This window comes from Agathobaculum sp. TL06 (assembly GCF_054658635.1).
Window position 1 is genome coordinate 155,421 of the sequence record NZ_BAAGGY010000001.1, and the last position, 26,417, is coordinate 181,837.

Annotated in this window: 29 protein-coding genes; 12 read left to right on the plus strand and 17 right to left on the minus strand. The window is 58.2% G+C overall.

Going from position 1 to position 26,417, the window contains the following annotated elements; translation table 11 throughout:
• Nucleotides 1-14 precede the first annotated feature (14 nt).
• Entirely contained in the window at nucleotides 15-1,784 is a 1,770-nt protein-coding gene (locus ACYQ3S_RS00730; protein ID WP_459686864.1) for a serpin family protein, read from the minus strand.
• 99 nt (nucleotides 1,785-1,883) lie between these two features.
• The gene (locus tag ACYQ3S_RS00735) at nucleotides 1,884-2,420 is read right to left on the minus strand and encodes a YcxB family protein (RefSeq protein WP_459686865.1); all 537 of its coding nucleotides are present in this window, start codon (nucleotides 2,418-2,420) and stop codon (nucleotides 1,884-1,886) included.
• A gap of 154 nt (nucleotides 2,421-2,574) precedes the next feature.
• Between ACYQ3S_RS00735 and ACYQ3S_RS00740 the strand changes: the two genes are divergently transcribed.
• Nucleotides 2,575-3,207 (plus strand): lysoplasmalogenase family protein, encoded by a 633-nt coding sequence (locus ACYQ3S_RS00740; protein WP_459686866.1) that lies wholly within the window; start codon nucleotides 2,575-2,577, stop codon nucleotides 3,205-3,207.
• Complete coding sequence (locus ACYQ3S_RS00745; RefSeq protein WP_459686867.1) at nucleotides 3,204-3,869, plus strand: TIGR01906 family membrane protein; 666 nt, start codon at nucleotides 3,204-3,206, stop codon at nucleotides 3,867-3,869. The genes ACYQ3S_RS00740 and ACYQ3S_RS00745 overlap by 4 nt, the downstream gene beginning before the upstream one ends.
• Nucleotides 3,870-3,915: 46 nt before the next feature.
• On the opposite strand, the gene tsf is transcribed toward ACYQ3S_RS00745, so the two are convergent.
• From tsf to ACYQ3S_RS00775, 6 genes are all read right to left on the minus strand, one after another.
• Nucleotides 3,916-4,848, minus strand: coding sequence for a translation elongation factor Ts (gene tsf, locus ACYQ3S_RS00750; protein ID WP_459686868.1), 933 nt, complete (start codon nucleotides 4,846-4,848; stop codon nucleotides 3,916-3,918).
• 112 nt (nucleotides 4,849-4,960) lie between these two features.
• Nucleotides 4,961-5,701, minus strand: a complete 741-nt coding sequence (gene rpsB / locus ACYQ3S_RS00755; protein WP_459686869.1) for a 30S ribosomal protein S2 — start codon at nucleotides 5,699-5,701, stop codon at nucleotides 4,961-4,963.
• 232 nt (nucleotides 5,702-5,933) lie between these two features.
• Nucleotides 5,934-6,173, minus strand: coding sequence for a YlmC/YmxH family sporulation protein (locus ACYQ3S_RS00760; RefSeq protein ID WP_459686870.1), 240 nt, complete (start codon nucleotides 6,171-6,173; stop codon nucleotides 5,934-5,936).
• Nucleotides 6,174-6,177: 4 nt separating this feature from the next.
• Entirely contained in the window at nucleotides 6,178-7,035 is an 858-nt protein-coding gene (locus ACYQ3S_RS00765) for a polysaccharide deacetylase family protein (protein WP_459686871.1), read from the minus strand.
• A gap of 92 nt (nucleotides 7,036-7,127) precedes the next feature.
• Nucleotides 7,128-7,679, minus strand: coding sequence for a FumA C-terminus/TtdB family hydratase beta subunit (locus ACYQ3S_RS00770; protein WP_459686872.1), 552 nt, complete (start codon nucleotides 7,677-7,679; stop codon nucleotides 7,128-7,130).
• A gap of 3 nt (nucleotides 7,680-7,682) precedes the next feature.
• Nucleotides 7,683-8,408 carry a hypothetical protein gene (locus tag ACYQ3S_RS00775; RefSeq protein WP_459686873.1) on the minus strand — a complete coding sequence of 242 codons (726 nt, stop codon included), beginning with the start codon at nucleotides 8,406-8,408 and terminating at the stop codon, nucleotides 7,683-7,685.
• 192 nt (nucleotides 8,409-8,600) lie between these two features.
• On the opposite strand from ACYQ3S_RS00775, the gene ilvA reads away from it, so the two are divergent.
• Nucleotides 8,601-9,812 carry a threonine ammonia-lyase gene (ilvA, locus tag ACYQ3S_RS00780; RefSeq protein WP_054326005.1) on the plus strand — a complete coding sequence of 404 codons (1,212 nt, stop codon included), beginning with the start codon at nucleotides 8,601-8,603 and terminating at the stop codon, nucleotides 9,810-9,812.
• 54 nt (nucleotides 9,813-9,866) lie between these two features.
• Here ilvA and ACYQ3S_RS00785 read toward each other — a convergent pair whose 3' ends face one another.
• The 5 genes from ACYQ3S_RS00785 to ACYQ3S_RS00805 all read right to left on the minus strand — a co-directional run bounded on the left by ACYQ3S_RS00785 (nucleotide 9,867) and on the right by ACYQ3S_RS00805 (nucleotide 14,400).
• Nucleotides 9,867-10,193, minus strand: coding sequence for a hypothetical protein (locus ACYQ3S_RS00785; protein WP_459686874.1), 327 nt, complete (start codon nucleotides 10,191-10,193; stop codon nucleotides 9,867-9,869).
• A gap of 50 nt (nucleotides 10,194-10,243) precedes the next feature.
• On the minus strand, nucleotides 10,244-10,756 hold the full coding sequence (locus tag ACYQ3S_RS00790) for a Gx transporter family protein (protein WP_459686875.1): 513 nt from the start codon (nucleotides 10,754-10,756) through the stop codon (nucleotides 10,244-10,246).
• A gap of 18 nt (nucleotides 10,757-10,774) precedes the next feature.
• Entirely contained in the window at nucleotides 10,775-11,146 is a 372-nt protein-coding gene (locus ACYQ3S_RS00795; protein ID WP_459686876.1) for a NusG domain II-containing protein, read from the minus strand.
• On the minus strand, nucleotides 11,136-12,179 hold the full coding sequence (locus tag ACYQ3S_RS00800) for an FAD:protein FMN transferase (protein ID WP_459686877.1): 1,044 nt from the start codon (nucleotides 12,177-12,179) through the stop codon (nucleotides 11,136-11,138). The genes ACYQ3S_RS00795 and ACYQ3S_RS00800 overlap by 11 nt, the downstream gene beginning before the upstream one ends.
• 133 nt (nucleotides 12,180-12,312) lie before the next feature.
• Nucleotides 12,313-14,400 (minus strand): glutamine synthetase III family protein, encoded by a 2,088-nt coding sequence (locus ACYQ3S_RS00805; RefSeq protein ID WP_459686878.1) that lies wholly within the window; start codon nucleotides 14,398-14,400, stop codon nucleotides 12,313-12,315.
• Between the two features lie 477 nt (nucleotides 14,401-14,877).
• Here ACYQ3S_RS00805 and dapF point away from each other — a divergent pair, with 477 nt between their 5' ends.
• The 4 genes from dapF to ACYQ3S_RS00825 all read left to right on the plus strand — a co-directional run bounded on the left by dapF (nucleotide 14,878) and on the right by ACYQ3S_RS00825 (nucleotide 19,217).
• Entirely contained in the window at nucleotides 14,878-15,723 is an 846-nt protein-coding gene (gene dapF / locus ACYQ3S_RS00810) for a diaminopimelate epimerase (RefSeq protein ID WP_459686879.1), read from the plus strand.
• Entirely contained in the window at nucleotides 15,720-17,333 is a 1,614-nt protein-coding gene (locus ACYQ3S_RS00815) for a CTP synthase (RefSeq protein WP_459686880.1), read from the plus strand. Before dapF ends, ACYQ3S_RS00815 begins: the two co-directional genes overlap by 4 nt.
• Nucleotides 17,323-18,498 (plus strand): LL-diaminopimelate aminotransferase, encoded by a 1,176-nt coding sequence (locus tag ACYQ3S_RS00820; protein WP_459686881.1) that lies wholly within the window; start codon nucleotides 17,323-17,325, stop codon nucleotides 18,496-18,498. The genes ACYQ3S_RS00815 and ACYQ3S_RS00820 overlap by 11 nt, the downstream gene beginning before the upstream one ends.
• 434 nt (nucleotides 18,499-18,932) lie before the next feature.
• Nucleotides 18,933-19,217, plus strand: a complete 285-nt coding sequence (locus tag ACYQ3S_RS00825; protein ID WP_459686945.1) for a ComF family protein — start codon at nucleotides 18,933-18,935, stop codon at nucleotides 19,215-19,217.
• A 44-nt stretch (nucleotides 19,218-19,261) separates the two neighbouring features.
• On the opposite strand, the gene ACYQ3S_RS00830 is transcribed toward ACYQ3S_RS00825, so the two are convergent.
• On the minus strand, nucleotides 19,262-20,149 hold the full coding sequence (locus ACYQ3S_RS00830) for a DegV family protein (protein WP_459686882.1): 888 nt from the start codon (nucleotides 20,147-20,149) through the stop codon (nucleotides 19,262-19,264).
• 253 nt (nucleotides 20,150-20,402) lie between these two features.
• Between ACYQ3S_RS00830 and selD the strand changes: the two genes are divergently transcribed.
• On the plus strand, nucleotides 20,403-21,440 hold the full coding sequence (selD, locus tag ACYQ3S_RS00835; protein ID WP_459686883.1) for a selenide, water dikinase SelD: 1,038 nt from the start codon (nucleotides 20,403-20,405) through the stop codon (nucleotides 21,438-21,440).
• Here the strand turns inward: selD and ACYQ3S_RS00840 are convergent.
• On the minus strand, nucleotides 21,427-22,578 hold the full coding sequence (locus ACYQ3S_RS00840; protein ID WP_459686884.1) for an aminotransferase class V-fold PLP-dependent enzyme: 1,152 nt from the start codon (nucleotides 22,576-22,578) through the stop codon (nucleotides 21,427-21,429). The genes selD and ACYQ3S_RS00840 overlap by 14 nt on opposite strands.
• Before the next feature lie 107 nt (nucleotides 22,579-22,685).
• Between ACYQ3S_RS00840 and yedE the strand changes: the two genes are divergently transcribed.
• From yedE to yqeC, 4 genes are read left to right on the plus strand one after another with little or no spacing between them, the layout of a single operon-like run.
• Entirely contained in the window at nucleotides 22,686-23,780 is a 1,095-nt protein-coding gene (yedE, locus tag ACYQ3S_RS00845) for a YedE family putative selenium transporter (protein ID WP_459686885.1), read from the plus strand.
• The gene (locus tag ACYQ3S_RS00850; protein ID WP_459686886.1) at nucleotides 23,773-23,985 is read left to right on the plus strand and encodes a sulfurtransferase TusA family protein; all 213 of its coding nucleotides are present in this window, start codon (nucleotides 23,773-23,775) and stop codon (nucleotides 23,983-23,985) included. The genes yedE and ACYQ3S_RS00850 overlap by 8 nt, the downstream gene beginning before the upstream one ends.
• Nucleotides 23,982-24,224 (plus strand): DUF3343 domain-containing protein, encoded by a 243-nt coding sequence (locus ACYQ3S_RS00855; RefSeq protein ID WP_459686887.1) that lies wholly within the window; start codon nucleotides 23,982-23,984, stop codon nucleotides 24,222-24,224. The genes ACYQ3S_RS00850 and ACYQ3S_RS00855 overlap by 4 nt, the downstream gene beginning before the upstream one ends.
• 14 nt (nucleotides 24,225-24,238) lie before the next feature.
• A complete protein-coding gene (gene yqeC, locus ACYQ3S_RS00860) occupies nucleotides 24,239-24,940 on the plus strand; it encodes a selenium cofactor biosynthesis protein YqeC (RefSeq protein WP_459686888.1) in 702 nt (233 codons plus the stop codon).
• Between the two features lie 36 nt (nucleotides 24,941-24,976).
• Here yqeC and yqeB read toward each other — a convergent pair whose 3' ends face one another.
• Together yqeB and ACYQ3S_RS00870 are read right to left on the minus strand one after the other, a co-directional pair.
• Entirely contained in the window at nucleotides 24,977-25,825 is an 849-nt protein-coding gene (yqeB, locus tag ACYQ3S_RS00865; protein WP_459686889.1) for a selenium-dependent molybdenum cofactor biosynthesis protein YqeB, read from the minus strand.
• Nucleotides 25,826-25,831: 6 nt separating this feature from the next.
• The gene (locus ACYQ3S_RS00870; protein WP_459686890.1) at nucleotides 25,832-26,188 is read right to left on the minus strand and encodes a winged helix-turn-helix domain-containing protein; all 357 of its coding nucleotides are present in this window, start codon (nucleotides 26,186-26,188) and stop codon (nucleotides 25,832-25,834) included.
• Nucleotides 26,189-26,417 lie beyond the last annotated feature (229 nt).

A 26,417-nucleotide genomic window follows, 5' to 3' on the forward strand; every position in this document is an offset into this window, starting at 1 on the left:
TGCTTTGTCAACCGTTAATTCGCCGTTTCGTAGCGGCCGGCAAACAAAATCTCGCCGTTTGCGTTATCACGGATAACAAACCAGAACGGCTCATCCGCGGTGAACGTGCGCACCAGTTCGGGGCGGGACGGCAGCGCCGCGCCCGCACCATCCATCGCGGCGGTGACCGCCGCGGCTTCCGTGCCTTTTTCATCCACAGCGATGTAGGTTTTGTGTAGCACCGTGTCCAGGAAATGCTGCTTGTCCGGCAGTCCAGAAGGGTCGAGCATCGCGGTCAGATCGGCTTTTTCCGGCTCATACGCTGTCTGCACACCGAGCGCCTGCAGCGCTTCGTCCAGCGGTACGCCGTACTCCACCTTGAATTTGGGTATGGAAACCCGTACGTCGCTATAGGTAAATTCCGCGTTGTCCAGCAGGTTCTGCACGTCCAGCGCATCGTCCGCTTTAATCAGGTACATGCTGAAATCCGCATCGCGGAAGTATTCCCAGTTGTCGCCCTCCCAGTTGTCCACCGCGTATTTGCGGTAGTCCATCTTGAGCGCCTCCGCGCCCGGGGTGGAATAATAGCCAAAGACGTCGGTCTGGCGCATCATGTCTACCGTGCCGGCCGTACCATCCGCATTCGTAAAGTCCGCCTTTTCCGTGCGTGCGGGGGAAAACTCTTTTTCCCAAGCGGCCTTGAAGTACACCGCATTGATCAGCGCGGTGACAAACTCGCGGTTGTCCTCGGTCAGAATGGTCGGGATCTTGCCATGCGTTTTCTCGTCCACCCAGGCGTTGACCCGTTCGACCGAGTCCGCGTTTGTGACCTCCTCTACCGCGGCGCGGAAATATTCGTCCATTTCGCGCGCATAGTCCGGCAGGAACTCGCCCGCCCCATCAAACCAGCTTTGATTGATCCACAGGGAATTGGCGGTTTCGAGCGACATAATGCGCGCGTAGCCGTCATAGGTCGCAAGCTGCTCTTTCACGGTCTGGTTAAACGCCGCCAGATCCTCGATCTGCAAGGCATCGAGCAGCTCCCGCTGCGTTTCCCCTTTCGTACCGTTCGCCAGCATGGCCAGGCACATCCGGATGGAGTAAGGCGACAGCGACCAGTTGCCCTCCGCATCCACCGCACGGATAAGGGCGTCAGCGAAATCCGGCTGCTCCGGCGCGGCGACCGCGCTCATATTAAGCGCATTTGCGTTTGCAATCCACTGCGCCGCCTCGCTGCCGGCAACCAGATCATTCGGCCGGAACTCCAATGCGCTGGACACCGTGCCATCCGGATAGCTGACGTTGCTTTCATCCGACATATCGATCACACCGTACATCCAGCACTTACTCACGCCGCTCTGCGCCCACTCCGCAATATTATACGGATCGGGCGAACCGGTGCCGCAGCCCGCGGGGAGCGCGGTGTAGCGATAATCCAAATACCGTCCGAGCAGCGCCGCCGCTTCCTGCCGCGTGATCGGGTCGTCCAGGCGCAGCGCCGCTTTTTCCCCGTCCTGCGCATCTCCGTTCAGGATCCATTTTGCAAACGTCCACTTAACCTCGTCGGATGCGTCCGCGCCGTCGGTGAAGTATTCCTCCATGTCGATCCACGCGCTGTCCGACACGTCCTCGCCGGATGCCGCCGCAAGCGCTTCCAGGAAGTCACCGCGCGTGACTGTTTTTGGCAGTTCCCGCAGAGCATCTTCTGTCGGGTAGCCGCACACCTCCTGTTCCTGCGCTGCACCGGCGCATGCTGGCACCCCCATGCAAAACGCAAGCACCCAGGCTATTATCCGTCTTTTCACTTGAAATCCCTCCCATTCTTTCAGTTTACTGGTTAGACGACTGCCTCTTTCAAATAGTTCCCATATTTAATGCCAAAGCTCCCTATATAGGGAGCTTGTTTAACATTTGAGCGCCTCGTCGGTAATATGAGCCGTGATCCGCTCATAAAAATCCCGTTTCTGTCCCTCGTCCGCAAAGGCGGAAAAAGGCACGATGACCGCGGAAAATTCATCTACGAAAATATAGTAATGGCCGGTATCCGACGCTGTGCGCTGGACCGCTTCATATTGATAGGTCGTATCCTCGTTTTCCCCTGCAAGCTCGAATTCGTTTTCCCGCAGGGTCAGTGTCTTGGGGCCGCAAAGCTGCTTATTGTTGGCCCTTTGCAGGATGCGTTCCACATTTTTTACAACCTTACGCTTCATATACCACGGCGTGCCGAAAAAACAGACCGCCGCAAGCGCCAAATATCCGACGACGGATACCACGCTCAGCGCCTTGAGCCAATACATCAGCGCCGTGCCGCCCAGCGCGACGATCACTGCGGAAGCGATCCGCGTCGTCAGGATGCTGCGTTGTACGACTGCGTTATTGGTATAGTAATTCAAATTGAAGTCGATATAGTCCTGCTTGGTGATATCATAATGAAGTTTCATAAAGCGGGCTCCTTTTACATTCTGCTCCTATTGTACCGAATATCTGCGCCAAATGCAAGCAAAAGCGGCGGCTTTTTCTCTGTAATCCGTATGCCTTGCTCGCTTGACAGACGCAGAATATTGGCATAGTATTATTCCGGAAAGGAGATGTTCCATGAAGCGCGTTTTCCCTCGCATATTCCTGCCGCTCGCCTGCCTGCTGTACGCCTGCTTTCTGGTTCTTGACCTTACGGCGCTGGCCGACAGTACATGGATCAAATACGCTTCCATACTGCTCTGCTTTTCCGCAGCCCTGCCCAACCATTCCTGTCAGGATGGGAGGCTTGTCGCGCTCGCCCTGCTATTTACCGCCGCTGCCGATTGGTTTTTATTGGTCCAAAACCGGAATTATCTGTTCGGCGTATCGCTTTTCTGCATCGTGCAGCTTGTCTACAGTATTCGCCTGTACCGGCTGCGGGGCGGGCTGTGCTTTGCAACGCTTCCTTTCCGTATCCTGCCTTTGTTGGTGTTCTTTTACGGCACCGATACGCTTTCCGCGCTTTCGGTCTTCTATTTTTCCAATCTGGCTGTCAACGCATGGGAAGGTATGCTTCTGTGGTCCTGCGGCCGGAAGCAGCGCCTGTTTGCCTGCGGGCTGCTTTTGTTTGTCTGCTGCGACCTCTGCGTCGGCGCATGGAATCTGGGGATCTTCCCCTCCTGCACGCATTTCGGCATGTGGTTCTTTTATCTGCCTTCACAGGTCTGTATCGCCCTTTCATCCTATCCGCAAGGAGCAACAAAACAATGAAACCATCAAAATCCCTGTCTATCCTGCTGTCAGTTGTATTAGCGGTATTCTTTCTGTCCGCCGCAATCGCCTTCCCTATCCTGTGCCGCCCGTTCTATTATCAGCAAATCGACTCGCTTCAGCTCACCGAGCGGACCGGCTGGAGCGAGCAGACGATCCGTGAGGCCTATGACGAGGTCATGGATTATCTGGTGTTCGATGCCCCATTCGGCACAGGTGATCTGGCCTGGTCGGAGGATGGCCAAGCGCATTTTGCGGACTGTAAGACATTGTTCCAGCAGGACTTTGTCCTGCTGGGCGGCTCAGCCGCCGCGCTGGTTTTGCTTGCGCTGCTTGGCCGCCGCCGCAGGCTCCAGTTTTACCGGTTCCACGGGCGCGGACCTGCATTTTGGGCGGCTGCCGCCATGGGCGTTGTTTACCTTATCGCCGCGATTTGGGCGTTCTGCGATTTCAACAGCCTGTTTACTGTTTTTCATCAGGTCTTTTTTCCCGGCAAGACCAACTGGGTATTCGACGCGCGCCTGGATGAAATCATCCTCATCCTGCCGGAAACCTTCTGGGTAAGGACCGGCGCATTGGTCCTATTACTCTCCTTTGGCGGGCTTTGTCTGGCCGCGCTGGCCGACGAGCTGCTGTACCGGAAGAAAAAGCAGGCATTATAAAAGGGACGCAGGGTGTTTACCCTGCGTCCCTTTTTCACAGTATAGCTTACTTGGCCATGGAAGCGACTTCCGCCGCGAAGTCGTCCTGCTTCTTCTCAATGCCCTCGCCCTTTTCAAAGCGCACGCACTTGGCCAGCTTGATCTCGCCGCCGAGCTCCTTAGCCACAGCCGCAATATGCTGCTCCACAGAAACCTTATTCTCCTTGACAAACGCCTGCTGCAGGAGGCAGTTCTCCTCATAGTATTTGCCGATACGGCCCTCAACCATCTTGTGAATGATCTGCTCCGGCTTCGGCTTGGCAGCGGTCTTGTTCTCCTCAAGCGCCTGCGCCAGCAGGATTTCCTTCTCCTTGGCCAGAGTCGCCTCGTCCACCTGGGACTTATCCATAAAGGACGGGTTCATCGCAGCCGCCTGCATGCCGATGTCCTTGCCCAGCTCCTTAACCGTCGCATTATCCTTGAGGTTGTCCGAAACCTGCAGGCCGACCAGCACGCCGATCACGCCGCCCATATGGTTGTACGCTACGTTGACCGTGGATTCGTCAAAACGCTCAAAGCGGCGGATCTGGATGTTCTCGCCGATCGTCAGCACCTTCTCCTGCAGAACCTCCTGAACGGTCAGGTCGCCCATCTTGCAGGTCTTCAGCGCTTCCACATCAGCGGGCGCCTCCTTGGTCACAACGCCGGCCAGATCGGTAACGAACTGCTGGAAGTCTGCGTTCTTGGCAACAAAGTCGGTTTCCGAGTTTACCTCGATGATCGCGCCCACGCCGTACTTATCGCATACGGTCGCGCAGACAACGCCCTCGGCCGCGATACGGTCCGCCTTCTTGGCAGCCTTGGCCAGGCCCTTTTCGCGCAGAAGCTCGATCGCCTTGTCAAAGTCGCCGTCGGACTCGGTCAGCGCCTTCTTGCAGTCCATCATGCCCACGTTGGTCATTTCGCGGAGCTTTTTTACGTCAGCAGCGGTAAAAGCCATTTTTATATTCCTCCATCATTCTATTTCAAAACAAAACCGTAGGGCGCGACGACCTCGGCGCGCCGGGTCGTCGCGCCCTACGAACAACTCACTGATTTCTATGCAGTTAAGCTTATGCCTGCGCGGAAGCCGCTTCGGCCTCTTCCGCCTTTGCCTCAACCTCGAGCTGCTCGCCCTGCTTGCCTTCCAGAACGGCGTTCGCCATGGTCTGGGAGATCAGCTTGATCGCGCGAATAGCATCGTCGTTGCCCGGGATGACGTAGTCGATCTCGTCCGGATCGCAGTTGGTGTCAGCGATCGCAACGATCGGGATACCCAGCTTGCGGGCCTCAGCGATCGCGTTCTTCTCCTTGCGGGAGTCGACCACGAACAGCGCGCCCGGCAGTTTCTTCATTTCCTTAACGCCGCCCAGGTACTTTTCGAGCTTGGCGATCTCGAGCTGGAGCTTGATGACTTCCTTCTTCGGCAGCAGGTCGAATGTGCCGTCCGCCTGCATCTTCTGCAGCTGGTTCAGACGCGCGATACGGGTGCGCATGGTCTTGAAGTTGGTCAGCATGCCGCCCAGCCAGCGCGCATTGACATAGAACTGGCCGCAGCGCTCCGCCTCTTCCTTGATCGCGTCCTGCGCCTGCTTCTTGGTGCCGACAAACAGGATGGACTCGCCCGCGGCGGCCATATCGCGCACGAAGAAGTATGCTTCCTCAAGCTTCTTTACGGTTTTCTGCAGGTCAATGATATAGATACCATTGCGCTCGGTGAAGATGTAGGTCGCCATCTTCGGGTTCCAGCGGCGGGTCTGGTGGCCGAAGTGTACGCCGGCCTCCAGAAGCTGCTTCATAGAGATTACTGCCATTTTCATTTTCCTCCTTGGTTGTTTCCTCCATCCCTGATCATCTGACAGCGGCAACAGGCCGTCCGGCCCGTCACCGGCCGCTTTCATCACGGGATGTGCGAATTCATGCTCTAATAGTATAGCGCTGTACGCATCCAATGTCAAACATTATTTGCTGATTTTCGCTTATTTTTTCCAAAAGCAATACGGACTATGCGCTTATCCTCACGCATCCTTCCGCGCGCGCTCCCACTTATCTTTTCCAGCGGACCAGAATATAATCCTCTCCCAGCGTTTCGATGCAGCTCCAGGGGATCACGCAGTCGTCGCGCGAAAACAGGCTCATGATGCCGCCCTGCCCTGGGACGACGATCGCCGTGATCTGTCCGCAGACCGGATCGAACACCAGATCGCATACTTCCCCCAAACGCGCCCCGTCGCACAGGTTGATTACTTCCCTGCAATGCAGCTCGGAAAAACGCATCGCTCCCATCCCTTCACTCTCCCAACGCCCTTTTGAGATAGCTTTCTGTGCTTTCCCCTGACGCACGGTTATACCGCCCCATTTCATACAGGCATGATGGATCGCCTGTAACCAGATTCATCCGCTCCTCGCATCCGAGCGTACATAGAAACCCCATTTCGCGCAGCACCTGCTCGCTTTCATCCGAGCATGCGCCAAACGGATAGGTATAGCACTGCGGCTCCGGCAGCCCATTCTCGGATAACAGTTCCTGCGTCTGACCGGTATCCTCCCGCAGCAGGCTTTCATAGGTGGTCTGGTCCTCGCCCCGTCTGCGCAGGCAGCCGCGGCGCTCCCCGTATTCGTGCAGGTTCCAGGAATGGTTCTGCACCTCAAAAACATCCTGCATTTCGCGCAGTCTGTCGATCGTCAAATGCGACCAGTAGGCGTTTTCCACACCGCTTTCCGTATACTGGTCGGTCTGGCAGCCTATGATCGAAACGACCGCCCGCATGTTCCGCTGCTGGAGCAGCGGATATGCGTAAACATAATTGTTATAATACCCGTCGTCAAACGTAATCATCACAGGTTTTTCCGGCAGCGGCTCACCTTCCTGCACATAGGCGAGCAGGTCGGAAACCGTAACCGTCTCGTAGCCCCGTTTTTGCAGCGCGTCCAGATCTGCCGCCAGCACGGATGGCGAAACGACATATTTCCCCTGGCGGGCGCTGTCTTTCAAAATGCTATGGTACATCAGGATTGGCAACCTGACGCCGTTCTGCTCCCCAAACACCGCGTTTGTATCGCCGCGCTGCAGCAGCACCAGCGCAAAGCAAAGCACGATAACCGTACACACCGCCTGAAATGCTGTGTGACGAAAGCCCAGCTTCAAAAAAATCCCCCCTCGGACCGCTTCCATGCTTCTCAGCACAGCGTATGCCCGCCGGGGGGATTTTATGAATCCGCAGCGCTCCGCGCCGCGCGCTATTTTTTATATTTTGCAACGCCTTCCGTATAGAGGTTGCCGCCGACGCAGTCCTGTGAAACAATCGCGCTGAAGTTTTCCACCGTCAGCCGCTTGACCGATTCGCAGCCCAGTTCCTCATAGGCGATCACTTCCACCTTTTTGATAGACGCCGCCTTGGCCGCGCCCGCGCCGCCGATCGCGACCATATACACCGCTCCGTTGCGCGCCATCGCATCCTGCACCGCCTGGCTGCGTATGCCCTTGCCGATCATACAGGAAAGGCCCGCATCCAAAAGCCGCGGCGCAAAGGGATCCATACGGCCCGATGTAGTCGGTCCCACCGAACCGATCACCTGTCCCGGCTTGGCCGGCGTCGGCCCCGCGTAGTAGATTGCCGCTCCCTCTAACGCAAATGGGAGCGCTTCCCCCGCATCCATAGCCGCGACGATTTTTTTGTGCGCCGCATCACGGGCGGTATACACCGTTCCGGTCAGGGAGACCGTATCGCCGGCACGGAGCTTGGAAGCCATCTGCTTTAACTCCTCTGTTTTCAGGTCATAGTGCGCCATCGCTTATTCCTCCGTCTTGATCCGCAGATTATTCAGTACATCGCGCAGGCCGGATTTGCTTTTGTCTGCTTCACTCTTTCCCAGCGCAGCCGTAATGCGGTCGATCTCTCCCAGCACTTCTCCCGCTTTGCGCGCCATTTCCGCCGATTCCTGCTGGCTGCGCGCCAAAACCGTCCGATAGTTCTCTTTCGCCGTATCGAGCTGACGTTTGACCTGCTCGATCATCTCAAGCGACTGGCGGCGCAGCTTTTGCAGCTCGCTTTTGGCATCCTCCTCGATCTGCTTCGCCCGCCGGTAAGCCGAAAGCTCCATCTCTGCAATTTTCTCCTTGGAGGCATCGTACTCCCCGCATTTCTGCGCCAGCTTGGTATTTTCCGCAGTCAGGCGGTCATTTTCCGCTGCAAGCGATTCCGCCCGTGCGTTCTGTGCTTCAATTTCGGTCGTCTGCAGGGTAAAGCCCTTTTCGATCTCGTCGAGCTTCGCTCTGATTTTATCGGTATCCAGCGTCATCTGCCCCAGCCGTTCCAACAGCTCCGCGTTTTTCTCCGTCAGCTTTTCGTTTTGCCCGCGCAGCTCCCCCATCGCGGCCTGCGCCTCCGCCAGTTGCCGGCGAAGCTCCTCGGTTTCCGAAAAGTACCTGGTATCCGTTTCCTCTATGTATCGCAGCACGTCTTCCCGCTTAAACCCGCCGAAAACGGCGCCGCGGAACCCCTTGCTCTGCTCATCCATGACATTATCCTCCACTATACGATCTTCTTTAAGTATAGCAAAGCCGGACCCTTCTGGCAATAAAAAGATCACCCTCCCTTCTTTCTTCCCCATTTTTCCGGCAAAACAGACGCACGTCCTCGGATTTCCGCTTGCAATCCCGAAACAAAAGTGCTATGATAAGTTCATCACGCTAAATCGGAGAAAGATATTATGTTAGAGCTGAAAGATTTCGAAGCGGCGGCCGACCGCCTGAAAAATGTGATCCATAACATCCCGCTGTCCACTTCCGGCACCTTTTCTGCCATGAGCGGCGCGGAAGTCTATCTGAAGTACGAGAACCAGCAGAAGACCGGTTCCTTCAAGGTGCGCGGCGCATACAACAAGATCATGAAGCGCTACGCCGAGGGCGACCTCCATGCGGTCGTTGCCTCGTCTGCAGGCAACCACGCGCAGGGCGTCGCGTTCGCAGCCAGTTCGGTCGGCGTAAAGTCTACCATCGTCATGCCCCGTTCCACACCGATTGCAAAGGTGTCCGCGACGCAGGGCTATGGCGCTGAGGTTGTGCTTGCCGGCAACATCTATGACGAAGCCTATGCCAAGGCCTGCGAGATCTGCGAGGAAACCGGAGCCGAGTTCATCCATCCGTTTGACGACGAGGATGTTATGGCCGGCCAGGGTACGATCGCACTCGAAATCCTGCGCGACCTTCCGTTCGTCGATATCATTTTTGTCCCTGCGGGCGGCGGCGGGCTGATCTCCGGTATCGCGGCCTGCGCCAAGCAGATCAATCCGCGCATCCAGATCGTCGGCGTACAGGCAGAGGGCGCGCCGGCCATCGCCAATTCCTTCCGCGCAGGTACGCTCCAGCCATCGGATACGGTCCGCACCATCGCGGATGGTATCGCGGTCAAGTGTCCCGGCGAAAACACGTTCCGGTATATTCAGCAATATGTCGACCGTGTTGTCACGGTCTCCGATGAGGAGATCGCTTCCACCGTGCTTCTGCTGCTTGAACGCTGCAAGCAGGTCGTGGAAACCTCCGGCGCGGCGCCCCTGGCGGCCGTACTCAACAACAAGGTGGACGTCAAGGGCAAAAAGGTCGTCTGCGTGCTTTCTGGCGGCAATATTGATGTGTCTTTTATCCATAAGATCGTGGAAAAGGGTCTTGTCACCCGCTGCCGCCAGTTGAAATTCTCGGTGCTGATGCCGGACGTACCCGGCGCGCTCGAACGCTTTGCGCATCTGGTGGCTGAGCAGAACGCCAATATCATTCTGTTCCAGCATGACCGCGTGCAGGCTGATCTGGATATCGGCGAAGCGATCATCCAGGTCGTCTGCGAGGTCGGCGGCGTTGAGCACGCCAAGCGTCTGCTTGACGACTTGAGCAGGCAGGGCTACCAGGTTTTCACCTCACAGATTTAATGAAGAAATAAATAAAGCTGCAGGCATTGAGCCTGCAGCTTTATTTATTTTCGATTACGGATTGGGGGAGGTCGTTACGCCGGTTCCATTATCCGTAGCCGCGCCGTTGTTGTTATTGTTATTGTTTCCGGTCAGCGCGTCGCCGACATCCTCGGCGCCGTCTTTGATGGCGTTGCCCGCGTCGTCCACGCCATCCATTATGTCGTCTCCGACTCTATCCGCGTCATTCCCAATGCTGTTATCCATCGTGTCGTTTTGGTCATTCTGGCTGTCCGTAACCGTATTGTCCGCGCCGTCTTTATTCTGGTCGTCGGACGTATTGGAGCAGCCGCAGCCAATCAGCATTGTCATCATGGCCAGTAACGCAACAAGCTTTTTCATTGCATTTCCTCCTTTATATTTGCTCATAGTATAGGAGGATGCCAAAAAATTTATACATGAAACTCGATTTTTTTCATATGCGCAAGCACAACGGAACAGGTCAGGCCGGTCACAAGCCCAAGCGGGACGCTCATCACCAGCAGGAAAGGCAGATACGCCGCAACCGCCGCTGTCTGCATCCAGAATATTGCCGCAAGCACCTGCCCGATATTATGCGCCGCCGCTCCGGCCACACTGATGCCCAGCAGAGAGCAGAACCGCCCTTCCAGCCGCAGCAGCAGACACATGGCAGCCAGGGAAAGCAGTCCCCCCAGCAGGGAAAACAGAAACGCGGTCACGCTCCCCATCAGTACCGAGGAAATCGTCACGCGGCATACCAAAATGAAAAACGCGTCCCGCACCGAAAGTCTTGTCAGCGCAAACAGGGTCACCACGTTTGCAAGGCCGAGCTTGACGCCGGGTACCGGCACGACCGCATCCAGCGGAAACAGCCGCTCGGCCAGCGACAGTACGATCGCAAGCGCGGTCAGCAGGCCGCAGAACGATACCTTTTTCGCTTTCATCCGTCCGCACACTCCCCTTTAACTTACGATCGCGTCAACATCGCTCTGCCCGCCTGTGATTTTCAGCACAACGCGGTTCGGGAGACAGACCGCCACCTGGCCGGCGCGCGTCAATGTTCCGGTCCTGACGCAGACCTGGTCGCGGCAATCCGCATACTGCATTTTTGCCGTTTTGCCAAGCAATACCACTGTGTTATGTCCATCCAGTTCGATCGTCCGGTCGGTCTGTTCCTCCAGCGCGACCCGCTCCACCAGACTGCCGTCTTTCCAGACCTCCGCATAAAGCCGGTCGCCCGCCGCCTGCATTGCCAGCACAGCGGCCAGTGCGGCCGCCAGCAGCAGCACCGCGCCGATAATCACGGCGTCTCCCCACTTCATTCTACTGCGCATAGGTATACCCTTTTTCCTCGCCTAAAAACGAAAAGGTGCAGAGCTCGCCGACCCGCTGCGTCGTGTAAACCTGCCGGTCCGCTGTGATGAAAACAGCAGCGACCTGATTTTCGGCGCAAAACGCCATTCCTTCCTCAAGCCCCATGACAAACAGCGCAGTCGTCAGCGCATCCGCACGGGTAGAGCTTTCGTCGATCACGGTCACGCTGCACAGGCCGCTTTCCGCCGGATAACCGGTGGCGGGGTCAAAAATATGGTGATACCGTTTCCCATCCTGCTCAAAATAGCGCTCATAGTCGCCCGAGGTGACAACCGACAGGTCTTTTACCGCGACCGTTGCCAAATAATCCGCGCTGTTATCCGGATCCGCAATACCGACGACCCAGTTCCCTCCGTCGCGGTCAGGATTCTCGCCGAACGCCCCAACATTGCCGCCGAGACGGGCCAGCACGCTCCACGTTCCCGAACGGTCCCGTTGTTCCCAAGCCGCCTGAACCGCGTCCGTTGCAAACCCTTTGCCAATGCCGCCGAGGTCAAGCTGCGCACCGTTCAGCAAGCGCACCCGCCCGTCTCCCAGAAGCTCGATATTCTCATAGCCCACGCTGGACAGCGCCTGCTCGATCTCATTCTGGGACGGTACCCTGGCGTCCTCCGTATTGATGCCCCACAGGTCGGACAGCGCCGCCATCGTGGGGTCAAACGCGCCGCCGGTCAGCTTCGCGTACTCCACCGCATCGGCGATCGCCGCATAGGTATCCTCAGCTACGGTACAGACCGCCCCCTCCGCGTGGTTCAAACGGTAAAGGTCGCTGTCCTCCCTTGTGCGGGAAAGCGCCGGTTCCAGTGCATTTACACGCTGCTCCAGCTCTGCTGCCAGCTCCTGCGCCGCTTCGGAATCCTCCGCGCCTTCCCCGCATACCGCTATGGACATAAACGTGTCCATGGCAAAAAAATCCGTGCTGCAGGCGTTTCCGCTGTCGGAGCATCCTGACAGGCACAAAAGCGCCGCAAGCAGCGCAGCTATCCGTTTCATCGCAATACCATTCTCCCGCATGCAAAATATGTATCATTATAATACACTCGTGAAAAAAACACAAGCGCGCCGCTCTCCCAAAGCAAAACAGTACGCACCGCCGGCCGGCAATGCGTACTGTTTTGTTGTAACTTTAGACGTAAAACAGGATATCGGAATACGTCGGGAACGGCCAGTATTTCTTGCCAACCAGCAGCTCCAGATCGTCCGCAGGCTGACGCACCGCGTTCATGATCGGGATAACCGTATCATGATAGTAATCCGACAGGCGCTTGGCATCGGCCTCCGGCGCCTGTGCAATGGCGTCGCTCAGTTCGCCGCATTTGCTGTACAGCTCCTCTGTCAGCCCGCAGACCTTGCGCAGCAGGTCAACCTCCATTGTGTTGGATACGCCGACCTCTTTTTTGTTCCTTGCCGTCTGCGCCAGCTCATTCTGGAACGTCGTGCAGGCGGGGAGGATCTCTTCCCGCGCCATATCGGCCATTGTCAGCGCTTCGATATGCAGCGTCTTATAATATTCCTCCAGCAGCGCTTCCTCGCGGGATTCCATCTCGATGCGGGTGTAAACGCCATGCGTTGCAAACAGGCGGATGTTTTTCTCATCCGTGTAGCGCGGCAGCGCCTCCGCGGTCGACTTCAGGTTGAGCAGGCCGCGCTTTTCCGCTTCTGCAATCCAGGCGTCGTCATAGCCGTTGCCGTTGAAAATAATACGCTTGTGCGCCTTGATCTCGCGCTTAATCAGCTCGTGAAGCGCGCTCTCAAAGTCGGCGGCGCCTTCCAGTTCATCCGCGAACAGGCGCAGCTCCTCCGCGACCGCAGTATTAATCATGATGTTCGGGCAGGCAATGTTGATCGCCGAGCCCAGCATGCGGAATTCAAACTTGTTTCCGGTAAAGGCGAACGGGGAGGTGCGGTTGCGGTCGGTGGTATCCTTCGGAATGTCCGGCAGCGCGGATACGCCGAGATCCATCTTGGTTTTGGTCATATCCGTATAGTCCGCGTCCGATTCGATCGCATCCAGGATTGCCTGCAGTTCGTCGCCAATGAACATGGAAACGATGGCAGGAGGCGCTTCGTTCGCGCCCAGGCGGTGGTCGTTGCCCGCGGACGCAACCGAGATGCGCAGCAGATCCTGATATTCGTCCACAGCCTTAATAACCGCGGTCAGGAACAGCAGAAACTGCGCGTTTTCGCTCGGCGTTCTGCCGGGCTCAAGCAGGTTTTCGCCCGTATCCGTGGAAAGCGACCAGTTGTTGTGCTTGCCCGAGCCGTTGACGCCCTCGAACGGCTTTTCATGCAGCAGGCAGATAAAGTTGTGCTTCTGCGCGACCCGCTTCATGACCTCCATGGTGAGCTGGTTATGGTCGGTCGCAATATTGGCTGTGGTAAACACCGGTGCCATCTCGTGCTGGCAGGGCGCGACCTCGTTATGCTTGGTCTTGGAGAAGATGCCGAGCTTCCACAGCTCTTCGTCCAGCTCCTGCATGAACGCCGCCACACGCGGGCGGATGGAGCCGAAGTAGTGGTCCTCCATCTCCTGTCCCTTCGGCGGCTTTGCCCCGAACAGCGTGCGGCCGGTGAAGATCAGATCCTTACGCTTGGCGTAGTCCCGTTTATCGATCAAAAAGTATTCCTGCTCCGGCCCGACCGTCGTGGTGACGTGGCGGACCTCCTTGCCGAACAGCTTGAGTACGCGGCAGGCCTGCGCGCTGATTGCTTCCATCGAGCGCAGCAGCGGCGTCTTTTTATCGAGGATCTCGCCCGTATACGAACAGAACGCGGTCGGGATATACAGCGAGCCGTCCTTGACAAAGGCGTAGCTGGTCGGGTCCCAGGCCGTGTAGCCGCGCGCCTCGAAGGTCGCGCGCAGGCCGCCGGAGGGGAACGAGGACGCGTCCGGCTCGCCCTTAATCAGCTCCTTGCCGGAAAACTCCATCATCACGCCGCCGTCGTCTGTCGGAGAGATAAAGGAATCATGCTTTTCGGCCGAAATGCCGTTGAGCGGCTGGAACCAGTGGGTATAGTGCGTTGCACCCTTGGAGAGCGCCCAGTCTTTCATCGCTGTCGCCACAACGGCGGCAACGTCCGCATCGATCGCAGTCCCTTCCCGCATGGTCTTTTTGAGCTTGCGGTAAACATCCTTCGGAAGACGCTCCTTCATCACGGTCTCGTTAAAGACCATGCTGCCAAAAAGCTCGGGGACGTTCCTTGCCGTGTTCATACACATATCGCTCCTTACTACTCTATATATAGATTTTTAATAGTAACAATAATAATCAGCCTGTTATTTGCTGCCCATATAACCATATAAAACAAGCGCTGCGGGGATGGGTTCCCACAGCGCGCTCTGCTGTTTACAAAAGAATTATAATCCGCAGACTTCCGGCTTGTCAAGGCTTCCCCCTCGTCTTTTTCCTCTTTGTTTAATCTGTACAGGTATCTCACGCGCGGACGGTCCGTATTTTTCATAATCCGCAAAGTGTCCGCTTCTTCCCTTTCCGCCGCATTGTCCGAACTCTTCATTTTTGTATGATACCACCCAAAACCAGCCTTCGGGATGCGACAAAATTTTTCCGGTTTTTTTCAATTGGGTAGAGAAATCGGAAAGGAATTATGCTATACTAAATTACATATGGGTTGCGGTGCGTGAAACGCGTATGCACGCCTCGAAAATTGATCTTCAAGGAGGGGAAACCGCGTGAAGCTGTCTTTTACCAAAATGCACGGCTGCGGCAATCATTATATTTATTTCAACTGCTTCGACCAGGCCGTACCCGATCCGGAGGCGCTTTCCATCCGGCTGAGCGAGCCGCATTTCGGCATCGGCGGCGACGGTATCATCCTGATATCTCCATCCGACAGGGCGGACGCGCAGATGCGGATTTTCAACGCGGACGGCTCGGAGGGCCGGATGTGCGGAAACGGCATCCGCTGCGTCGGCAAATACCTGTACGACAACGGCATGGTAGACGGACGGACGTCGGTCACGGTCGATACGCTTTCCGGCGTCAAAAGGCTCGAACTCGACATTCAGGACGGCAGAGTGCAGTCCGTCCGCGTGGATATGGGCGCCGCCATTCTCCTGCCGCGCGATATACCGGCTGATTTCGAAGGCGATTCGGTCGTCGGCGCGCCGCTTGTGGTGGATGAAAGGGTTTATCACGTCACCTGTGTCTCCATGGGCAATCCGCACTGCGTCATCTTCCTGTCCGAGGATATCGACAGTCTCGACCTCGCGCGGATCGGCCCCAAATTTGAGCATCACCCGCTCTTCCCCGCGCGCATCAACACGGAATTTGTCAATGTCCAACCCGATGGCAGCCTGAAAATGCGCGTGTGGGAGCGCGGCTCGGGCGAAACCTGGGCCTGCGGCACCGGCGCGTGCGCCGTGGGCGTCGCGGCCTGCCTCACAGGGCGCGCGGAAAAAGGCAGCGATATCACCGTCCACCTGCGCGGCGGCGATCTGAACATTCAATACACCGACGAGACCGTGTTCATGACGGGCGCGGCAACCACAATTTTTGAGGGGGAAATCGAGATATGACAAAGTACATCTTCGTAACCGGCGGCGTTGTTTCCGGTCTGGGCAAGGGCATCACGGCCGCGTCGCTGGGACGCCTGCTGAAAAGCCGCGGCCTCAAGGTGGCCGCGCAGAAGCTCGACCCCTACATCAACGTTGACCCGGGTACAATGAGCCCGTTCCAGCATGGCGAGGTCTATGTAACGGACGACGGTGCGGAAACCGATCTCGACCTCGGCCACTACGAACGCTTTATCGACGAGGATTTGAACAAATTTTCCAACCTGACCACCGGCAAGGTCTACTGGAACGTGCTCAACAAGGAGCGCGCCGGAGAATACCTGGGCGAGACCGTGCAGGTCATTCCCCATATCACCAACGAGATCAAGTCTTTCATTTATTCGGTCGGCAAGAAGACCTCGGCCGACGTTGTCATCACCGAGATCGGCGGTACAACCGGCGATATCGAATCCCAGCCGTTCCTTGAAGCGATCCGCCAGGTCGCGACCGAGGTCGGCCGCCGCAACTGCCTGTTTATTCATGTTACGCTCGTCCCCTACATCTCCGGCTCGAACGAGCCGAAAAGCAAGCCCACCCAGCATTCGGTCAAGGAGCTGCGCGGCCTCGGCATTTCCCCGGACATTATCGTGGCGCGCGTCGATCAGCCCATGGACGACGACATCAAAAGGAAGATTTCCATGTTCTGCACCGTACCGGAGGACTGCGTCATTGAAAACCGCACGCTTCCCGTACTGTACCAGGCGCCCATGATGCTGGAGGAAAGCCACCTGTCCGACATCGTCTGCCGCGAGCTGGCCATCGGCGCGCCCAAGGGCGACATGAGCGAGTGGGTCGCCATGCTCGAGCGTATCGCGGCGCGCAAGGCGCATGTCCGGATCGCGCTGGTCGGCAAATACGTTAAGCTGCACGACGCATACCTGTCCGTTGCGGAAGCCCTGCAGCACGGCGGCTATGAAAACGAATGCTTTGTCGATATCGAATGGGTGGATTCGGAGGAGATCAACGACTCGACCGTGGACAAGCTGCTCGGCGAGGTCGACGGCATCATCCTGCCCGGCGGCTTCGGCCCGCGCGGCATCGAGGGCATGATCTGCGCCGCCAACTATGCGCGCACGCAGGGCATCCCCTATTTTGGCATCTGCCTGGGCATGCAGATCGCGGTCATGAGCTATGCGCGCAACGTGCTGGGCTTTGAGGACGCCAATTCGAGTGAGTTTGATCCGGATTCCACACATCCGGTCATCGACCTGATGGAAAGCCAGCAGGGCGTTTCCAAAAAGGGCGGTACGATGCGTCTGGGCGCTTATCCGTGTAAAATCCGTCCGGACACCATCATGTCTGCGGCCTATGGCGCGGAAATGATTTCCGAACGCCACCGCCACCGCTATGAATTCAATAATAATTTCCGTGAGCAGATCGAAAAACAGGGCATGCTGATTACAGGCACCTCGCCCACCGGCGAGCTGGTGGAAACGGTCGAGATCCCGAACCATCCGTTCTATATCGGCGTACAGTTCCACCCCGAATTCAAATCCCGCCCCAACCGCGCGCATCCGCTGTTCAAGGCGTTTGTCGCGGCATCGCTGGAAAGGAGCAAAAAACATGCAGATTAATCAAAATTTCGACAATATCGCGCAGAGCTATCTGTTTTCCACCGTGGCCAAAAAGCAGCGCGAATTTCAGGCCGCCCATCCGGAAGCAGATGTGATCAAGCTGTCCATCGGCGATGTGACCCGTCCCCTGGTGCCTGCTGTGATCGACGCGCTGCACGCGGCGGTCGAGGATCAGGCACGGCAGGAAACCTTCCACGGCTACGGCGACGAGCAGGGCTACGGCTTTCTGCACGAAGCGCTGGCCGGCTATTACCATACGCACGGCGTTTCGCTTGCTACCGATGAAATCTTTATTTCGGACGGCGCAAAAAGCGACCTCGGCAATATTCTCGACCTGTTCAGCGCAGATAATACCGTTCTGGTTCCCGATCCGGTCTATCCCGTCTATGTCGATACGAATGTCATGGCCGGCCGCAAGGTGATTTTTGCGGACGCCAACGCGGAAAACGGCTTCCTCCCGCTGCCGGATGCCAGCACAGCGTGTGATATCATCTATATCTGCTCCCCGAACAACCCGACCGGCGCCGCCTATGACCGTGCCGGACTTCAGGCATGGGTGGATTACGCCAACGCGCAGCATGCCGTTATCCTGTATGACGCAGCTTACGAATGCTTTATCGAAGACGCCGGTCTCCCCCGCTCCATTTATGAGATCGAGGGTGCCAAAACCTGTGCGGTCGAGTTCTGTTCGTTCTCCAAGATGGCCGGCTTTACCGGCACGCGCTGCGGCTGGACGATCGTCCCCAAGGCTTTGGCTGATGGGAAGCTCAACAAAATGTGGCTGCGCCGCCAGACCACAAAATTCAACGGCGTACCCTATATCGTACAGAAGGGTGCGGCGGCCTGCTTTACCGAAACGGGCATGCGGCAGATTCGGGAAACGCTCGGCTATTACAAGCAGAATGCCAAAGTGCTCAGTGAAACGCTCGATTCGCTCGGCATCTGGTACACGGGCGGCAAAAACAGCCCATATCTCTGGCTGAAATGCCCGAATGGCATGGATAGCTGGACGTTCTTCGACTATCTTCTGGAAAACGCCCATGTGGTCGGCACACCGGGCGCCGGCTTCGGCAAGAACGGAGACGGTTTCTTCCGCCTGACCGCGTTTGGCGACCAGCAGCGAACGGTTGAGGCGGCGGAGCGCCTGAAAAAGCTGCTTGGATAAGATAAAAAAAGGACTGTCCCTGCGGAGGCAGTCCTTTATCCTTTGATCGGAGGGGCGTTATGGGGCTTATTTTTACAAAAACCTGTGTACTGTGCTGCAAAACCTTGGATGCTGACGCTGGGAAAGCCGCTATGCTTTGTCCCGCCTGCGCAAAGGCCGTGCGGGACCAGTACCGGTGTACCGAGCGGTTCCAGATCGACGGGGCCGATGATGCCGCCGCACCGCTTCTTTACACCGGTGCGGTCGCGGACGCGGTCAAGCGTTTCAAATTCCAGCACCGCCAGCACTATGCTGACTGGTTCGCCGCGCAGACCCTGCCGGTCTTAGCGGAGCGGCTGGACGCCTGGAAGCCTGATCTTGTCACATTTATCCCCATCGGTCTGCTCCATTGGTACCAGCGCGGTTATAACCAGGCGGAGCTGCTCGCGCAGCGGATCGCCGCCCCGTTTTCGCTTCCCTGCACCGCCACGCTGCGGAAGCGGCCGTTTACCCCCAAGCAGTCCGGCCGAAGGGACGCGGCGGCGCGTAAGAAGAACGCGGAACGCGCGCTGCGGGTACGCGCCGGCGTCGACCTTTCCGGCAAATCCGTTATTCTTGTAGACGATATTATCACAACCGGTTCGACGGTTGCCGCGGCGGTCAAGCTGCTGCGCGAAATGGGTGCGGCGCATGTTTATGTGCTTGCCCCTACCAGAACACCGTCCGGCCGCAGGGATTAAAAAAGCAGGGAGATGGCGCTGCCATCCTCCCTGCTTTTTCCATTTCAGTCGTCCCGCTCATCTCCCCAGAAAAACAGCGCTACCGTCCCCGGGCCGGTATGCGCGCCGATTACTGTGCCGATACTGTTTATGGCGACCCTGCCGTTCAGGTGCGGGAAGCGCGCCTCTACCATATCCGCTACCGCGCGCGCATCTTCCATGCATGCGGACTGCGAAATAAAGCATTTCCCGCTGTAATCCAGTCCATTTTCCGCATGCTGCTCCATCATTGTAACAATTTCAGAAACGACCGCTTTTTTGCCCCGTATTTTCTTCCGTGGGACCAGACGGCCCTCAAAATCCACGTTGAGCAGCGGACAAATCCCCAGCAGCGTGCCAAAGGTTGCCGCGGCGGGCGAAATCCGGCCGCCGCGCTTGAAGCTGGTCAGGTCGGTCGCAAAAAACCAGTGGTGGAGCCGGAGCTTGTTCTGTTCCACCCATGTGTGCAATTCATCAAGCGGCATACCCGCGTCGCGCTTGTCGCAGGCCGCAGCCACCAGCAGCCCATAGCCGGAGGATGCCGCCAGCGTATCCACCACATAAATCTTCCGTTCCGGATAGTTCTCCCGCATTTCTTCGGCCGCGATACAGGCGGACGCACAGGAACCCGACAGCCCGCTGGAAAACGACAGATGCAGGATGTCTTTCCCCTCCTGCAGCAGCGGTTCGAACAGCCGCTTGTATTCCTCCACATTTACCTGCGCCGTGGTGGGCTGCGCCCCCGCGGCTATTTTTGCAAAATACTCCTCATAGGGTATGGTTTTGCCAAGATCGTCCAGATAATCTTCCCCCTCCAACTGAAAATGAAAGCTGGCGAAGGGTACCTGCCTCGTCCGAAAAAATTCGGCGGGCAGATCTGCTGTCGAACAGCAGGTAAGCACATATGAAACCATAACACATTCCTCATCATTCCATCATTTGCTTCCAGTATACCATGAAACCGCTTTTCTGAAAAGGCATGCACAGCGTAAAACGTCAGACGCCTTGAAAGGCGGCAGAAAACCCGTTTCAAGAACGGTACAGACATTTCTTTTCTTGACCTTTTTCTCCATCCGTGTTATCTTTTGATTAGGATAACGCACGCAGGCACCGCGATTGAAGCACACTTTCAATCGCTTTTTTTCTGCAAAGCAAGGAGCTGCCGCTATGGAAGAAAACATTAAATGGACCAAACTTGCCCGCTGTGCAGGCTGCGGCGCCAAGGTCGGCGCCGGTATTTTGGCACAATTGCTGGACGGCATAGAGGTCCACCGCGATCCTGATCTGCTGGTGGGCTTTGACAAAAGCGACGACGCCTCGGTTTTCCGGCTGTCGGACGAGCTTGCGCTGGTGCAGACCGTGGACTTTTTTCCGCCCATTGCGGACGACCCGTTTCTGTTTGGTCAGATCGCGGCCGCCAACGCCCTGTCTGACATTTACGCCATGGGCGGCGAACCAAAGCTCGCGCTCAACCTGCTCTGTATACCGGAGAAGATGCCCCAGAGCGCGGTCCATGCGCTTCTCAGGGGCGGCTATGGCAAGGTATATGAAGCCGGCGCGCTCATCACCGGCGGACACAGCATCTTGGATGAGGAGCCAAAATACGGCCTGTCCGTCACCGGCTTTGTCCATCCCGAGCGGCTGCTGACCAACGCAGGGGCAAGGCCGGGGGATATTCTGTTTCTGACCAAGCCCCTCGGGACCGGCGTCCTGACCACCGCCGCCAAAGTGGAGCTTTGTCCCCCTGCCGCGCTCGCGCAGGCCTATCGCCTGATGGCAACCCTGAACAAAGCCGCGCGCGATATCATGGTGCGGTATCGCGTCCATGCCTGCACGGATGTAACCGGCTTCGGCCTGCTCGGCCATGCGGTTGAAATGGCGCAGGCGAGCGGGGTTGCGCTGACGCTTGACATAAAAGGCTTCGACCTGCTGCCCGAAGCTCTCGCGCTGGCGCGCACCGGCATCCTGCCGGAAGGGATGTACCGCAACCGCACCTTTGCCCAGCCCTTTGTCGATGCAGGGCAGACCGAGCTGGCTGTACAGGACCTGCTGTATGACCCGCAGACCTCCGGCGGTCTGCTGATCGCCGTCGATCCGGCGGACGCAGACGCGCTTTGGGACGAACTGCGGCCATCCGTACCCAGCGCGCAGCGTATCGGCAAAGCGGCCGACTATACCGGAGGCGCAAGAATCATCCTGCGCTGACCGCAGCAATGGCTTCCAGCGCGCGCCCAACCTCTTCTTCGGTCGTGAACCAGCCGAAAGACAGCCGCACGCTTCCTTTTGGGAACGTGCCAAGCGTTTTATGGGCGGACGGCGCACAGTGCAAACCACAGCGTGTCAAAATGCCATATTCGCACTCCAGCCGGTACGCCGCTTCCGCATTATCTTTTCCCAGGAAATCCAGGCTGAATACCCCTACCCGCCCTGCGGCGGTTCGGGGGCCGTACAGCACAACGCCCGGCACCTCCTGCAAGCCGTCCAGGAACTGTTCGGACAGCGCCCTGTCATGTGCGGCGACCCTCTCCACCGTAACGCTCTGCAGGTATTCCAGTGCCGCTTCCCAGCCGTAAATCCCCGGCACATTGGGGGTTCCCGACTCAAACCGGTCGGGCATATAACGCGGCTGTTCCTCGCTGTCTGACGCGCTTCCCGTCCCACCGGAAACAAATAATTCCAACGCCTCCGCGAAATCCGGCCGCAGAATCAGCGCTCCGATGCCCTGCGGCCCCATCAGGCCCTTATGCCCGGGGACGGACAGCGCCGCAAGCCCCAGCCTGCCGAAATCAATCGGCAGATGTCCGGCCGTCTGCGCGGCGTCCAGCGCAAACGGAACGCCATGCGCAGCGCAGACCTGTCCCGCCCTTTCGGCGTCCTGCACCGTGCCGGAAACGTTGGAGGCGTGGCAAAGCAGCACCAGCCGCGTATCCGGCCGCAGCATCCGCTCCAGCGCCCGCAGGTCAAGGCGTCCCTCCGCGTCGCACGGCACGCGCTCAAACCGCACGCCGCGCTGCGACATCTGCTGCAGCGGGCGCATGACCGCGTTGTGCTCCATCGCGGAAACCAGACAGTGATCGCCCGGGCGCAGCGCGCCGTGCAGCAGCATATTCAGCCCCCAGGTATTGCCGGGCGTCAGCACCACATGCGCAGGGTCGGGAAAAGAGAACAGCGCGCCCAGCCTTTGCCGCAGGCGCAGCGCGACCATACCCGCCTCCTGCGCGGCGCCATAGGACGACCGGTTGACCGTCGCGCCCACGGTTTCCACATATTCCTGCATCCGTTTTCCTACCGCCGGCGGTTTGGGGAACGACGTTGCGGCATGGTCCAAATATATGGTTCTCATCGGCATCCCTCCATTGCTCTCTCTGTGCAAGGCTCTGTTTTGACCAGTGTAGCACAGCCTGCGGCAAAAGTAAATTTCGACCTCATTTTATTAAAGGAGATTTCCCCATGAACAAACACCACCGTCTCATCCTTCTGGCCGGTTTTATCACCGGCCTCGCCGCGCTGGGGCTTGCCGCAGCGGGCAATCCCGCCAATATGGGCTTCTGCATCGCCTGCTTCCTACGCGATATCGCGGGCGGGCTTGGTATGCACAGCGCCGCAAAGGTTCAATACATACGTCCGGAAATCATCGGGCTCGTACTGGGCGCGCTCCTGTCCGCCATGGCCGGCCGTGAATTCAAGGCACGCGCCGGTTCCGCGCCCGCGCTGCGCTTTGTACTGGGTATGATCGTCATGGTCGGAGCGCTCGCTTTCCTTGGCTGCCCGCTCCGTATGGTGCTTCGGCTGGCTGGGGGCGACCTTACCGCCGTTTCCGGTTTTGCCGGCTTTGCGCTCGGCATCGGCGCCGGCGTGCTGTGCCTGAAAAAAGGGTTTTCCCTGGGCCGCGCCTATAAAGTGAAACGGTCGGACGGCTTCGTCCTGCCCGGTTTTATGGCCGCCCTTCTTGTCCTTCTGCTTGCTGTACCGGCCGTACTGCGCTTCTCTGAGGAAGGGCCGGGCGCGAGCCATGCCTACTGGCTGGTTTCCCTCGCCGGCGGGCTGATCGTCGGCGTACTGGCGCAGAAAAGCCGGCTGTGTATGGCAGGCGGCATCCGCGACGTATTCCTGTTCCGCGACTTCCATTTAGTGAGCGGCTTTGCGGCGATCTTCGCCACCGTGCTGATCGGCAACCTGCTGCTGGGCGGATTCCATCCTACGCTTGCCGTGCAGCCGGTTGCCCATCATGATTATCTGTGGAGCCTGCTCGGGATGGCAGCGGTCGGCTGGGGCGCCGTTCTGCTGGGCGGATGCCCGCTCCGCCAGCTCATTTTGGCCGGAGAAGGCAATGGGGACAGCGCGGTTACCGTATTCGGCATGCTGACCGGCGCGGCGCTCGCCCACAATTTCGGCATGGCCGGCAACGCGGACGCCATGACGGACGGCGCCTTTGTCGCCGGAGGTGTGGGAACGCCCGGCCAGATCGGGATACTGACCGGCCTGATCCTGCTGTTTATCATATCTGTCGCGAATCTGCACAAGGAGGAAAAAAACAATGGTTGATGCAAGAGGATATTCCTGCCCCATGCCGGTGGTCATGGTACAGAAGGAAGTCGGCCGGAGCGCGCCCGACCAGCTTGAGGTGCTGGTGGACGACCGCTGCGCGGTCGAAAATATTTCCCGCTTTGCCGGTCACAGCGGCTATGCGGTGGAGGTTCGTGAGGTTGCGGATGATGAATTCTCTCTTCTGCTGACCAAACTGCCATGAATCGGTATATTGCGACGTTCTACACTCACCTGAGCGCTCTTTTAAGCTTCCAAGCCCTGCAAAACGCGGATATTCCCGTCCGGATGCTGCCGGTCCCGCGCGCGCTCAGTTCGTCCTGCGGCACCTGCGTCCAGTTTTCCGCCGAAACCGACTGCCGCGCGCTGCTGGATACGGATACCGAGGCAATTTACCTTGCGGAAACCACCGGTTATATCCTGCTTTGGCGCAGCGAAACCTGAAAGGAGCGACACCCATGCCGCCTTTCGTGATTGCCGCCGTGGGGGCCGGCGGAAAAACGACCGCCCTGCTTCATCTGGCGCGCGCTCTCTCTCACCGCGCTGTCCTGCTGACCACCACGACCCATATGTTCCCAGTCCGGCCGCCGCTGTGCCGCAGCCTGCTGCTCGACCCATCCCCCACCCAGCTGCAGGAACAGCTTCGCCGGATCGGGGTTACCTGTGCGGGTACGCGTTCTACAGACGGGAAAATGGGGGCGCTTCCCGCCGCCTTGCTGCAGCAATTTATCCACGCTTCCGATATCACGCTTTGCGAAGCGGACGGCGCGCACGGCTTACCGCTCAAGCTGCACCGTCCGGATGAACCGGTGCTCCCGCCGCAAACCAGCCTTTGCCTGATTGTTGCCGGCCTGTCCGCGCTCGGCAGGCCGGTCGGGGCAGCGGTACACCGTTACCAGCTTCACCCCGTCTGGGCGCAGGCTCCCAGCCAGCGGGTCAGTCCGCAGATCATGGTATCCTGCATTCGGGAAACCGCCGCTGCAGTCGGGCTTCCCCCTGACAAGCTGCGCGTCTTTCTGAATCAGTCGGATCTTGCCGGCGTCCGGCCGCAGGCGGAGGAAATTTTGCAGGCGCTTTCCTCCGATGGACTGGACTGCCGTATGGGAAGCCTACGCGACACCCCTTCCCTCTTCATCGACTGGCTACTTCCATCGACCTAAAAAAACGGGCTGATACCAGCCCGTTTTTGTCGTCGCTTACAGCAGCTCGATCCCTTTTTCTCTGGATAGCTCGAGAAGCGCTTCCACCACGCTGCCGCCGATTGCACGCGCCTTATCCGATATGGTATCGCAATAGGCCGCCTGTTCCGGCCGTGGGTCGATATCCGCGATCTTCAGCCCCGCCGATACCGGATAGCCCTCCCGAATCAGGCCGCGCAGAACGCCGTTTATCGTCGCGGAAACCGGCGTTTCTCCAATACGGGCGATGGTCTGCCCCGCACGCACAATCGCGCCGATATCCACTGCCGCACCGGTTTCATCCTTAACAAAGCACATCCGCCCTGCCGCCGGCGCGTGAATGACCCGTTCCACCGTATAGCCCGCGATCGCCCCCGGCACGCCCGTATCTGGTATTGCCGCGCCCTGCCGAATCACACGCCCCAGATGGTGTCCCCGCATGGTCTCCACCACTGCGTCCACTTCCACGCCCGCAGTAAATCCCGGGCCAACGCCAATCGTGATTTGCGCCAGGCTCCGGTCGGTACCCAAATTGCGTTTGGCCAAAATGGCGTCCACCACTGCGGCGGGCCGCAGCGTCCCGATGCAAGCCGCGCGCTCATCCACTATCAGCGGCACTTCGCCCGCGCGGGATACCGCCGCCGCCTGCGCCGCATCACAAACGCGGCGGCAGCGCACGCCCTCCACCTGGGATGTACCCTGCCAAACAGCCTCGCACAGCGCCGCCCTGCGCCGGATCGCAGAAGGATCCGCACATTCGGTCGCAATCACCCGAAAGCCGCAGCGGTACAGGCGAACAATCACTCCGGTTGCCAGATCTCCCGCGCCCCGCACCAGCACCCACGGCCGCGCTTCACGCTTTAACATGCCAGCTCACTCCTGCCCCAATAGATCCGTAAAATAGTCCTGCGCCATCTGGTCGAGCATTTCATGCGCCCGGCTGTCGAACGCACGGTACCGCTTCAGAAGCGCGCGTCCTTTTTCGGTCAGCGACGCACCGCCGCCCCCTGCTCCACCGATGCGGCGCTCCAACAGCGCAAAGCCAAGCTGCTCCTCGCAGGCGTGTACCACGCTCCATGCTTTGTTGTAGCTCATCTCCATGCGTGCGGCGCTGCGCCGCAGGGACCCCAGTTCCGCGACGCCTTCGAGCAGCTGCGCCGCGCCCGGCCCGAACAGCTTTCCCTCCCGCACAAGGCGCAGGCTTGCTTTCACCCGAATCCGCTCCGCCATTGGTTTTCCCTCCATCCGCCGATATGCCATTATTATAGCATGTCCCCCGTTCAAACGCAACGGCCCGCCCGCCTCCCATGTCTTTCGTTATATATTTATTAATATAACGAAAGGTGCGACAAAAACGCCCTGTGCTTTTCTATTCCTTATTTGTTGCTGAAATAGGTTGCAGTATGGTATAATCGTGTTATACAAATGCCGCTGGACGCTTTTGTGAGCAGTCCGCAGC

What these genes read in the sequence shown, in the direction of transcription:
- ACYQ3S_RS00735 (WP_459686865.1), bottom strand. Translation starts at nt 2,420, where the DNA reads ATGAAACTTCATTATGATATCACCAAGCAGGACTATATCGACTTCAAT.
- ACYQ3S_RS00740 (WP_459686866.1), top strand. Translation starts at nt 2,575, where the DNA reads ATGAAGCGCGTTTTCCCTCGCATATTCCTGCCGCTCGCCTGCCTGCTG.
- ACYQ3S_RS00745 (WP_459686867.1), top strand. Translation starts at nt 3,204, where the DNA reads ATGAAACCATCAAAATCCCTGTCTATCCTGCTGTCAGTTGTATTAGCG.
- tsf (WP_459686868.1), bottom strand. Translation starts at nt 4,848, where the DNA reads ATGGCTTTTACCGCTGCTGACGTAAAAAAGCTCCGCGAAATGACCAAC.
- rpsB (WP_459686869.1), bottom strand. Translation starts at nt 5,701, where the DNA reads ATGGCAGTAATCTCTATGAAGCAGCTTCTGGAGGCCGGCGTACACTTC.
- ACYQ3S_RS00760 (WP_459686870.1), bottom strand. Translation starts at nt 6,173, where the DNA reads ATGGGAGCGATGCGTTTTTCCGAGCTGCATTGCAGGGAAGTAATCAAC.
- ACYQ3S_RS00770 (WP_459686872.1), bottom strand. Translation starts at nt 7,679, where the DNA reads ATGGCGCACTATGACCTGAAAACAGAGGAGTTAAAGCAGATGGCTTCC.
- ACYQ3S_RS00775 (WP_459686873.1), bottom strand. Translation starts at nt 8,408, where the DNA reads ATGGATGAGCAGAGCAAGGGGTTCCGCGGCGCCGTTTTCGGCGGGTTT.
- ilvA (WP_054326005.1), top strand. Translation starts at nt 8,601, where the DNA reads ATGTTAGAGCTGAAAGATTTCGAAGCGGCGGCCGACCGCCTGAAAAAT.
- ACYQ3S_RS00785 (WP_459686874.1), bottom strand. Translation starts at nt 10,193, where the DNA reads ATGAAAAAGCTTGTTGCGTTACTGGCCATGATGACAATGCTGATTGGC.
- ACYQ3S_RS00790 (WP_459686875.1), bottom strand. Translation starts at nt 10,756, where the DNA reads ATGAAAGCGAAAAAGGTATCGTTCTGCGGCCTGCTGACCGCGCTTGCG.
- ACYQ3S_RS00795 (WP_459686876.1), bottom strand. Translation starts at nt 11,146, where the DNA reads ATGCGCAGTAGAATGAAGTGGGGAGACGCCGTGATTATCGGCGCGGTG.
- ACYQ3S_RS00800 (WP_459686877.1), bottom strand. Translation starts at nt 12,179, where the DNA reads ATGAAACGGATAGCTGCGCTGCTTGCGGCGCTTTTGTGCCTGTCAGGA.
- ACYQ3S_RS00805 (WP_459686878.1), bottom strand. Translation starts at nt 14,400, where the DNA reads ATGAACACGGCAAGGAACGTCCCCGAGCTTTTTGGCAGCATGGTCTTT.
- ACYQ3S_RS00815 (WP_459686880.1), top strand. Translation starts at nt 15,720, where the DNA reads ATGACAAAGTACATCTTCGTAACCGGCGGCGTTGTTTCCGGTCTGGGC.
- ACYQ3S_RS00820 (WP_459686881.1), top strand. Translation starts at nt 17,323, where the DNA reads ATGCAGATTAATCAAAATTTCGACAATATCGCGCAGAGCTATCTGTTT.
- ACYQ3S_RS00830 (WP_459686882.1), bottom strand. Translation starts at nt 20,149, where the DNA reads ATGGTTTCATATGTGCTTACCTGCTGTTCGACAGCAGATCTGCCCGCC.
- selD (WP_459686883.1), top strand. Translation starts at nt 20,403, where the DNA reads ATGGAAGAAAACATTAAATGGACCAAACTTGCCCGCTGTGCAGGCTGC.
- ACYQ3S_RS00840 (WP_459686884.1), bottom strand. Translation starts at nt 22,578, where the DNA reads ATGAGAACCATATATTTGGACCATGCCGCAACGTCGTTCCCCAAACCG.
- yedE (WP_459686885.1), top strand. Translation starts at nt 22,686, where the DNA reads ATGAACAAACACCACCGTCTCATCCTTCTGGCCGGTTTTATCACCGGC.
- ACYQ3S_RS00850 (WP_459686886.1), top strand. Translation starts at nt 23,773, where the DNA reads ATGGTTGATGCAAGAGGATATTCCTGCCCCATGCCGGTGGTCATGGTA.
- ACYQ3S_RS00855 (WP_459686887.1), top strand. Translation starts at nt 23,982, where the DNA reads ATGAATCGGTATATTGCGACGTTCTACACTCACCTGAGCGCTCTTTTA.
- yqeC (WP_459686888.1), top strand. Translation starts at nt 24,239, where the DNA reads ATGCCGCCTTTCGTGATTGCCGCCGTGGGGGCCGGCGGAAAAACGACC.
- yqeB (WP_459686889.1), bottom strand. Translation starts at nt 25,825, where the DNA reads ATGTTAAAGCGTGAAGCGCGGCCGTGGGTGCTGGTGCGGGGCGCGGGA.
- ACYQ3S_RS00870 (WP_459686890.1), bottom strand. Translation starts at nt 26,188, where the DNA reads ATGGCGGAGCGGATTCGGGTGAAAGCAAGCCTGCGCCTTGTGCGGGAG.